The following is an 8,788-nucleotide window of genomic DNA, read 5'->3' as shown; positions in this document are numbered from 1 at the left end:
ATTTGAGGTCGGACTTTTGTCCCAGACTCTGTTTTGAATTTTTGAGCTGAACTTGTGTTCCAGCAAGCAAATCAGCTGGATGACGTTTGTCCTTGCGAAGCAGTCCCATCAGCAAAAAACTTAAAAATAGAATCCCTGCTGAAGTTGACAAGAAAATTGACAGGGTATCTGCTTGATAAGCACTACGGATAGCTCCCATATGTCCCAGTTGCCAAGGGAAAAACTTGATAGCAGAGCGCAAAAGGCTGTGGGAAAGGCTCCTATATTTGTAAACCAACTGTAAACCTGCCCAACACTTGCCAAAACTGCCTTTTCGATAGTCTAGCCAAGCAAAGATGATAGTTAGAGGCAGGACTGAGGTAGAAAAAGCCAGAAGCTGGCTCTGGGCTTCAGTGAATACAGGAATGTCTCCTAGAATCAGATAGTAAAGACCCATAGCTAGTAAAAAAAGAGCAATGAGGTAGCCCGAGATGAAGAGCCAGTCGCCAAAGAGTTCTTTCAGACGAGTTTTGACGGGTATGGGATTGTCAGTTTTTAGTTTCATCTTTAGCATCTTCTTTTTTAGAATCATCAAAGCCGATAACCTTGTCCAGATACTTTTCCTTAATCTTTAGCGCCTTGTTAATAGCCATTGCTGATGCGACTAGGAGGAAAAAAGTTAACCAGACCAGGACAGTGAATTTTGCTGGAAAGATAGAACCTGCGGAAAAGAGATAAATAGCCAAGGCTGATACAAGAATATACAAAATATGCCAGAAGCCATAAGATTTTACTTGCTTATAGTAGCGGTCTTTTTCGTCTTTTGAGAGGACGGGTTTTATTTCCGGCTTGTCATTTTCTTCTAAAAGTAGATAATCTGTCGTCACCTAGAAAATCTTGCTCAGTTCTACAATTTTTTCCAGCTCGGGCAGTGCTTGGCCAGATTCCCACTTGGAAATGCTCTGGCGAGAGACATTGATCTGTTCAGCCAGTTTTTCTTGTGACCAGCCTTTTTCTTTTCTTAGTCCAAATAATTTATCGGCGAGTTTCATGTTCGCAGCCTCCTTTTCTTTGCTAACTCTATCCTAACAGCTTTTAGTTATCTTTAGAATACAGCTTCCTGTACATTTTGTCAACCACTGGTTGCACTTCTATTTGCAGTTTCTAGACCAAAAATATGATATACTAGATAGGCAAAATGATACAAAAAGAAGGAAGATTATGTACGAATATTTTAAAGGAATCATCAGCAAAATTACAGCCAAGTACATCGTATTGGAAGTCAACTCTATCGGCTATATTCTTCATGTGGCCAATCCCTATGCTTACTCAAGTCTGGTCAACCAAGAAACTCAAATTTATGTACATCAAGTTGTCCGTGAGGATGCGCAGCTGCTTTATGGCTTTCGCTCAGAGGAGGAGAAGCAACTCTTTCTCAGCTTGATTTCAGTCTCAGGTATTGGCCCAGTGTCTGCTCTGGCAATTATTGCGGCTGATGATAATGCTGGCTTAGTACAGGCCATTGAGCAGAAAAATATCACCTATCTGACCAAGTTTCCTAAGATTGGCAAGAAGACAGCCCAGCAGATGGTGCTGGACTTAGAGGGCAAAGTAGTCGCGGCGGATGGTCCGGCAAAAAGCAAGGCGCCTGTCCAGACTGTGGATAATCAGGAGCTGGAGGAAGCTATGGAAGCCATGCTGGCTCTGGGCTACAAGGCTGCTGAACTTAAGAAAATTAAGAAATTCTTTGAAGGAACAACGGATACAGCTGAAAACTATATCAAGTCTGCTCTCAAGATGTTGGTAAAATAGGAGAGGGAATATGACCAAACGCTGCGGCTGGGTAAAAATGAACAACTCCTTGTATGTGGCCTATCATGATGAGGAGTGGGGCAAGCCCCTCCATGATGATCAGAAATTATTTGAACTGCTCTGCATGGAGACCTATCAGGCCGGACTTTCTTGGGAAACCATTCTGAATAAACGCCAAGCTTTTCGGGAAGCTTTTCATTTCTACGATGCCCAGAAAATTGCTCAGATGACAGATGCAGATCTAGATGGTTTGTTAGGCAATCCTGATATTATTCGTAACAAGATGAAAATTTATGCGACCAGGGCTAATGCCCAAGCTTTTTTGGCTGTTCAAAAGCAGTTTGGCTCCTTTAATGACTATATTTGGTCCTTTGTAGATTTCAAAACGATTGACAATGAAATTTTGGACTACAAGGAAGCCCCAACTAAAACTGAGCTATCAGAAACCATGTCCAAGGCGCTGAAAAAGCAAGGCTTTAAATTTGTCGGTCCAGTTTGTGTCTATTCATTCCTAGAAGCAGCTGGCCTTATCAATGATCATGAAAATGATTGTGACTGGAAGTAGACCAATGAAAACAAGAAAATTTCTCCTTATTTTTATCACCCTCTATACGATCTTATTCCTAGGTAGAGGCTTGCAACTGCTTGGGATAAATTGGTTGATTTACCCAGTTTATTTACTTTTATTTATCTTGGGAATCTTAGCTTATCGTGAAGAATTAAAGGAGCAGCTAGCCTTGATTCTGACGAAGAAGAAGGAATTTCTAAAAACAATTTCCTTGTATATGGTCTTTGTTTTTCTCTTGTCAATTGCCTGCAATCTACTTTCAGGTTTCATTAAACAGAGTTTGGGACTTGCCATTGCAGGGGCAGAATGAAGCCAATATTCAAGGTGCCTTGTTGAAAAATCCCTTTCTAATCTTGCTTATCGGCTGCTTTATTGGCCCAATCGTTGAGGAGTTTTTCTTCCGTCGCTTTTTCCTGGGCACCTTCTTGGAAAAATTCTCTAACTGGATAGGTATTGTGTTAACAACCTTTCTATTTGCTACCCTTCATATGCACAGCTGGGCCCTGTCAGAGTGGGTGACAGCCATTTCCTATGTTGCTGGGGGCCTTCTTCTATCCCTTCTGTATCTGAGAAAGGACAAAAATATCTGGTATCCAATTGCCCTCCATTGTTGTAACAATATCATTGCTTTTGTGATTACAATTTTTTCAATAAGCCAGTAGACTGCTAAGTCAATAAAAAGAAGATATTGTGTTCTAGTCATTTTTAAGATTATTCAGAAAGGAAATGAAGGATGGATAATAGAGTCTTAGTATATTTAGCAGAGAATCGTATCTTGGAGACGGAGCGTCTCCTCCTACGTCCCATGACTATGGATGATTTGTTGGATTATCATGAATATACTTCAGATGGAGAATTATTAAAATATGATTATCCAGAGCACCAAAGCATAGAAGAGAGTCGAGAGAGTCTTGTTTTATATAATTTAAGCGCTCCTTTGGGTCGCTACGGTATCGAGTTGAAATCTGAAGGTAAACTAATTGGCAATATCTCTCTTCGAATAGATACAGAACAAGAAACAGCGGAAATAGGCTATACTGTCAATGCTAACTATCACAGAAAAGGCTACGCTACTGAAGCAGCCTTAGCCTTGAAAGAATTGGTTCAGAAAATGCCTGGGATAAAGATATTTCTTGCCCACACGACTAAGCCTAATCTTGCTAGTCAAGGAGTTTTAGAAAAAATTGGGATGACCCTGATGTGGGAAAAGGCGGGATTGAGCCTTCGAGGAGAGCCGACCATCCGTCTACGCTACGAAAGTAAGTTAAAGAATGACGAGAAAGAAACCTAGACAAATATCTTGTCTAGGCTTTTTCTATACCCTGTGAATATTCTTACTCCTCTTTTTGCATCCAAATCTTTTCCTTGATAAAGATGCGCAGCTCATAGAAGAGCATAAAGAGGGTGGAGATGAGGAAGCCCGCCATAAAGATATGGTGCAAATAAGCAAAAATAGCAATCTCAACCAAAGCGGAGAAGAGATAGAAAATGACTAAATAGTGCCATTTCTTAGCCTTACTGTCTTCAATGACCTTTTTCTCCAAGCGCTCATCCTCCTTGATGAGCTGGTCCAGACTGAGATCAAACTCGCGGCTGATAGCTATCAAGTTGCCAATATCGGGGATTCCTTTTCCGCTTTCCCAGCGAGCAATGGCAGAGCGGGAAACCTTGAGTTTTTCCGCCAAGGCTTCCTGAGTGAGTTGATGTTGTTGACGGATGTCTTTGAGAACTTGAGAAATTTTCATGATGATTCCCTTTCTAACGAAATAAATGAGTTTTTCTTTACTTTTTTCATTTTTATTATAAAAAGAAAAATCTTCTTTGCCAATAGTATCTGCCTAACAATCCAGTTATTCTCCATAACAAACAGCTTTTTAAAAGTTTTCCACAGGATGTTGACAAGTTTGTCAATAAAGTTGACAGCTCTTTTTATTTCCTGAAATGAAAATCAACTTTTTTGCTCTTTTTTGTGATAAAATAAAGCCAATTCCGAATAGTAAGGTAGGAGGTTCTATGAAAGCAGAAATTATTGCTGTGGGCACAGAGATTCTAACAGGTCAGATTGTCAATACCAATGCCCAATTTTTATCTGAAAAGCTAGCGAGTCTAGGAATTGATGTCTATTTTCAGACAGCAGTGGGAGACAATGAAAACCGTCTTCTCTCTGTCCTAGAAATTGCCAAAGAGCGCAGTGATTTAATTGTCCTAACAGGAGGCTTGGGGCCAACAGAGGATGATTTGACCAAGCAGACCTTGGCCAAGTTTGTAGGGCGGGAGCTGAGTTTTGATCCAGAGGCTGTGGAGAAGCTAGACCGTTTTTTTGCCAGCCGTCCGGATTATACTCGAACGCCCAACAATGAGCGTCAGGCTCAGTTGCTTACAGGCTCAACTCCTTTACAAAATGCAACAGGTCTCGCTGTTGGTGGCTTGCTAGAAGTTGACGGAGTGACCTATGTAGTTCTGCCAGGTCCTCCTAGCGAGCTTAAGCCTATGGTCAATAACGAACTAATTCCGCTACTTTCCACAGGTCAAAAGCTGTTTTCACGGGTGCTGCGCTTTTTTGGCATCGGTGAGAGTCAGCTAGTGACCATTTTAGCAGAAATGATTGATTGTCAAAGCGATCCGACCATTGCGCCTTATGCAAAGACAGGAGAGGTCACCTTGCGACTGTCTACCAAGGCTCTGAGTCAGGCAGAAGCAGATGCCAAGTTTGAGGCTGTGGAAAAGTCTATTTTGGCTCATGAGACTTTCGAGGGGCAGCCCTTGTCTGAGGTTTTCTACGGTTATGGGGACGACAATTCGCTTGCTCAAGTTGCCTTTGACTTGCTCAAGAGTCAAGGCAAGTCAATTTCAGCGGCGGAGAGTCTCACAGCTGGTCTCTTTCAGGCAACCTTGGCTGATTTTGCTGGAGCCTCTTCCATTTTTTCAGGTGGCTTCGTCACCTACAGCATGGAGGAAAAGAGCCGGATGCTGGATATTCCGCTGGCAGATCTAGAGAAGCACGGCGTTGTTTCCGCTTTTACAGCTGAAAAAATGGCAGAGCAGACCAGAAAGCTGACACAAAGCGACATGGCTATTAGCTTGACAGGCGTGGCTGGTCCAGACTCACTGGAAGGCCATCCAGCTGGGACCGTTTTTATCGGCTTAGCCACTACGACTGGAACGGAAATTATTGAAGTCAATATTGCTGGCCGTAGCCGACGTGATGTGCGGAAGATTGCCGTCATGCACGCCTTCAACCTCGTACGAAAAACTTTATTAAAGAACTGATTTTTGATATAATGTAAAGATGCTCAAAAGATTATTTTAAAACAGGAGAAATAAATGGCAAAGAAACAAAAAAAATTAGATGAAATCACAAAGAAATTCGGCGATGAGCGCCAAAAAGCCTTGGATAATGCCCTGAAGAACATTGAAAAAGACTTTGGTAAGGGCGCTATTATGCGTCTGGGCGAGCGAGCTGAGCAAAAAGTTCAAGTCATGAGTTCAGGCTCTCTAGCTTTGGATATCGCCCTTGGTGCGGGTGGCTATCCTAAAGGACGGATTATTGAAATTTACGGTCCAGAGTCTTCTGGTAAGACCACAGTTGCTCTCCACGCTGTTGCTCAAGCTCAAAAAGAAGGCGGTATCGCAGCCTTTATCGATGCAGAGCACGCTTTGGATCCGTCATACGCTGCGGCTTTGGGGGTAAATATTGATGAGTTGCTGCTGTCTCAACCTGACTCTGGAGAACAGGGGCTTGAAATTGCTGGCAAGCTGATTGACTCTGGAGCGGTTGATTTGGTGGTCATCGACTCGGTGGCTGCTCTGGTACCGCGTGCAGAAATCGACGGAGATATCGGTGATAGCCACGTCGGATTGCAGGCTCGGATGATGAGCCAAGCCATGCGCAAATTGTCAGCCTCTATCAACAAAACCAAGACAATCGCAATCTTCATCAACCAGTTACGCGAAAAAGTTGGTGTCATGTTCGGAAATCCTGAAACGACGCCAGGTGGCCGTGCACTGAAGTTCTATGCTTCTGTCCGTTTGGATGTCCGTGGTAATACTCAAATCAAGGGCACTGGTGATGAGAAGGATACCAACGTTGGTAAAGAAACCAAGATCAAGGTTGTTAAAAATAAGGTAGCTCCGCCATTCAAAGAAGCCTTCGTGGAAATCATGTACGGAGAAGGTATTTCTAAGACAGGTGAGTTGATTAAGATTGCGACTGATTTGGATATCATAAAAAAAGCTGGTGCTTGGTACTCCTACAATGATGAAAAGATTGGCCAAGGTTCTGAAAATGCCAAGAAATACTTGGCTGATCATCCAGAGGTTTTTGACGAAATTGACCGTCAAGTCCGTGTACGTTACGGTTTGATTGAAGTCGATGAGTCAGCAGAAGTAGCTCAAGGTAAGATTGAAACTCCTGTGGAAAAACTGGAAGAAGTGACTCTTGATTTAGATGATGCCATTGAAATTGAGGAATAATTTTTCAAAATAGGTCGCAAGACCGATGGTTTTTGTGGTATAATATACTATGATAATAGTATCGCGTAGCGAAAGGAGCACTTACATGATTACAATCTATACTGTCTCAAGTTGTACTAGTTGTAAAAAAGCAAAAACCTGGCTAAACGCACATCAGCTGACTTACAAGGAGCAAAACCTTGGGAAGGAAGGGATTACTAAGGAAGAAATCTTAGATATTTTAGCAAAAACTGAAAATGGAATTGCTAGCATTGTATCTTCAAAAAATCGTTATGCGAAAGGACTTGGTGTTGACATTGAAGACCTCAGTGTCAATGAAGTGATTGATATTATCATGACAACACCGCGGATTCTGAAAAGTCCGATTTTGCTGGATGATAAGCGTCTCCAAGTAGGCTATAAGGAAGACGATATTCGTGCTTTCTTGCCGCGGTCTGTACGAAACGTAGAAAACGCTGAAGCTCGTCTGCGAGCTGCGCTCTAACATGAAAAAAGGGGGACTGTTTAAAGTTGCCCCTTTCTTGCGTGGAGTTTTCTACATTAGCTAAGGAGAGAACTGAACGATATTAAACGGTTATTGTTTCAAATATATTTTTATATTGAATTTACTGGAAAATAATTGACATGTAGCGGAACTGTGATAGAATAATACTTGAGGAGACTTGCCATGAAAAAAATTTTACTCGTCCTGGGGCTTGTAACGCTTATATTGACAGGATGTGGACAGAAAAAAGAAGAAAAAGCAAAGGGAAATAAAGAAGATATCACTACCAATCTTCCGATTATCAACAATGCTGAGCAACAAGAAATTATTACAAAGAAACTAGTATTTCCCAAAGATGAGAAAGGATCTCAGTCAAGTCAAACGATAACTTATCAAGGGAAGCGCTTTTTGACGGTTGTGATGGAGAAGATTGTGCCGACTGAAGGAGAGCTAAAAGAGGCCATCAAAGAAGTTGGTATAGAGCAAGCTCAAAAGTACTTGGATGAGTCGGTTGCTAAAGATGAAGAATATGCTCAGGCTAAGACGGTTTCAGGTTTTACAAGTTCGGTAGTCATTGCGAATGAAGATGAACTAAATATCACATCCACCTATGATTTCGAAAAGTTGGATATTGAGAAAGCTTCTTCAATGTCTTATTTTAAAAATGTTGATTTAAAGGGAATGGAAAAAATGTCTCCTGAGGAATACATCAATAATTTACTGATGAACGGAGCCGAGGAGCAACAATAAAACTTCCATCTTGAGCAGTTGATGGAAGTCTTTTGCGTATTTGTATGTTTTGTCAACAATGTAATAAAAATTTTAAAAGGAGAAAAGAAATGAAAAAATCATTCATTCTTTTAGTAGCTAGTTTGGCGGTGCTGACAGCTTGCAGTCAACAATCAAATGGCGGGCAGTCTGGTGGCAATCAATCTTCTCAAAATGCGGGCAAGGAGGCTTCAGTTACAAAATCTTATCAGTTAGATCAGAAAGTAGAAGGCCTTGATCAAACGATGACATTGACAGTTACATACAAAGGCAAGAAATATGAAAAGGTCAACATTCGTATTGACCAAAACTTGCCGGAGGAAAGCAAGGAATTCTTGGCTAATCAGGATCTGTCTTCACTAAAAGACGAGTTGATTTCCACAATTAAACAGGGTGCTGGAGTGGATAAGCTTGAAAAGGTCAAAGGCATTGAAGTTAAGGTGGACATTACTGAACAAGGTGTTGTAAATATTGAATTTATTATTGATCCTACAAATCTTGATTACGATGCTGCTGCTAAGATCCCTACTTATGGACAACTCTTTACTCAAATGAAGTCTCAGACGCCGGAAGAGTTTATCAAGTCATTTAAAGATGAAGGTGGCAAGGAAGTCGCAAATCCATCCTAATTCTGCTGATGAAAACTAGCCTTTGAAAAAGGGCTGGTTTTTTTGAACTGGTCATATGGAAAACAGTTAGAAAAT

At 41.4% G+C, this 8,788-nt stretch carries 10 protein-coding genes and 2 pseudogenes; 9 read left to right on the top strand and 3 right to left on the bottom strand.

Translation table 11 applies throughout. From position 1 onward, the window contains the following. The coding region (locus tag SSIN_RS09385; RefSeq protein ID WP_084578640.1) for an RDD family protein at window positions 1–544 on the bottom strand (544 nt) is incomplete at its 3' end. Then, window positions 528–1,031, bottom strand: a pseudogene (locus tag SSIN_RS09380) (helix-turn-helix domain-containing protein). The gene SSIN_RS09385 and the pseudogene SSIN_RS09380, both read right to left, overlap by 17 nt. 169 nt (window positions 1,032–1,200) lie before the next feature. Here SSIN_RS09380 and ruvA point away from each other — a divergent pair. From ruvA to SSIN_RS09360, 4 genes and pseudogenes are all read left to right on the top strand, one after another. Further along, entirely contained in the window at window positions 1,201–1,791 is a 591-nt protein-coding gene (ruvA, locus tag SSIN_RS09375) for a Holliday junction branch migration protein RuvA (RefSeq protein ID WP_037618313.1), read from the top strand. A 10-nt stretch (window positions 1,792–1,801) separates the two neighbouring features. Next, window positions 1,802–2,356, top strand: a complete 555-nt coding sequence (locus SSIN_RS09370; protein ID WP_037618310.1) for a DNA-3-methyladenine glycosylase I — start codon at window positions 1,802–1,804, stop codon at window positions 2,354–2,356. Between the two features lie 4 nt (window positions 2,357–2,360). Beyond that, window positions 2,361–3,021 (top strand): annotated as a pseudogene (locus SSIN_RS09365) (CPBP family glutamic-type intramembrane protease). A gap of 71 nt (window positions 3,022–3,092) precedes the next feature. After that, a complete protein-coding gene (locus SSIN_RS09360) occupies window positions 3,093–3,650 on the top strand; it encodes a GNAT family N-acetyltransferase (protein WP_037618307.1) in 558 nt (185 codons plus the stop codon). 43 nt (window positions 3,651–3,693) lie between these two features. Here SSIN_RS09360 and SSIN_RS09355 read toward each other — a convergent pair whose 3' ends face one another. Next, a complete protein-coding gene (locus SSIN_RS09355) occupies window positions 3,694–4,104 on the bottom strand; it encodes a helix-turn-helix domain-containing protein (RefSeq protein WP_037618303.1) in 411 nt (136 codons plus the stop codon). 268 nt (window positions 4,105–4,372) lie between these two features. On the opposite strand from SSIN_RS09355, the gene SSIN_RS09350 reads away from it, so the two are divergent. The 5 genes from SSIN_RS09350 (at window position 4,373) to SSIN_RS09330 (ending at window position 8,713) form a co-directional block, all read left to right on the top strand. After that, a complete protein-coding gene (locus SSIN_RS09350; RefSeq protein WP_037618301.1) occupies window positions 4,373–5,629 on the top strand; it encodes a competence/damage-inducible protein A in 1,257 nt (418 codons plus the stop codon). Between the two features lie 54 nt (window positions 5,630–5,683). Beyond that, entirely contained in the window at window positions 5,684–6,832 is a 1,149-nt protein-coding gene (gene recA, locus SSIN_RS09345; protein WP_037618299.1) for a recombinase RecA, read from the top strand. Between the two features lie 85 nt (window positions 6,833–6,917). Continuing rightward, on the top strand, window positions 6,918–7,316 hold the full coding sequence (gene spx / locus SSIN_RS09340) for a transcriptional regulator Spx (protein ID WP_037618297.1): 399 nt from the start codon (window positions 6,918–6,920) through the stop codon (window positions 7,314–7,316). A gap of 183 nt (window positions 7,317–7,499) precedes the next feature. Further along, window positions 7,500–8,066 carry an SP0191 family lipoprotein gene (locus SSIN_RS09335; protein ID WP_037618295.1) on the top strand — a complete coding sequence of 189 codons (567 nt, stop codon included), beginning with the start codon at window positions 7,500–7,502 and terminating at the stop codon, window positions 8,064–8,066. Window positions 8,067–8,155: 89 nt separating this feature from the next. After that, a complete protein-coding gene (locus SSIN_RS09330) occupies window positions 8,156–8,713 on the top strand; it encodes an SP0191 family lipoprotein (protein ID WP_037618293.1) in 558 nt (185 codons plus the stop codon). Window positions 8,714–8,788 lie beyond the last annotated feature (75 nt).

Origin of the sequence: Streptococcus sinensis, from assembly GCF_000767835.1 — a bacterium.
Classification (GTDB): Bacteria; Bacillota; Bacilli; order Lactobacillales; family Streptococcaceae; genus Streptococcus; species Streptococcus sinensis.
Note: the sequence above shows the minus strand (reverse complement) of the source record. Positions and strands in the feature narration are given on the sequence as shown.

Excerpts from the sequence above, each read along its gene's own strand:
- ruvA (WP_037618313.1), top strand. The coding sequence starts at position 1,201 with ATGTACGAATATTTTAAAGGAATCATCAGCAAAATTACAGCCAAGTAC.
- SSIN_RS09370 (WP_037618310.1), top strand. The coding sequence starts at position 1,802 with ATGACCAAACGCTGCGGCTGGGTAAAAATGAACAACTCCTTGTATGTG.
- SSIN_RS09360 (WP_037618307.1), top strand. The coding sequence starts at position 3,093 with ATGGATAATAGAGTCTTAGTATATTTAGCAGAGAATCGTATCTTGGAG.
- SSIN_RS09355 (WP_037618303.1), bottom strand. The coding sequence starts at position 4,104 with ATGAAAATTTCTCAAGTTCTCAAAGACATCCGTCAACAACATCAACTC.
- SSIN_RS09350 (WP_037618301.1), top strand. The coding sequence starts at position 4,373 with ATGAAAGCAGAAATTATTGCTGTGGGCACAGAGATTCTAACAGGTCAG.
- recA (WP_037618299.1), top strand. The coding sequence starts at position 5,684 with ATGGCAAAGAAACAAAAAAAATTAGATGAAATCACAAAGAAATTCGGC.
- spx (WP_037618297.1), top strand. The coding sequence starts at position 6,918 with ATGATTACAATCTATACTGTCTCAAGTTGTACTAGTTGTAAAAAAGCA.
- SSIN_RS09335 (WP_037618295.1), top strand. The coding sequence starts at position 7,500 with ATGAAAAAAATTTTACTCGTCCTGGGGCTTGTAACGCTTATATTGACA.
- SSIN_RS09330 (WP_037618293.1), top strand. The coding sequence starts at position 8,156 with ATGAAAAAATCATTCATTCTTTTAGTAGCTAGTTTGGCGGTGCTGACA.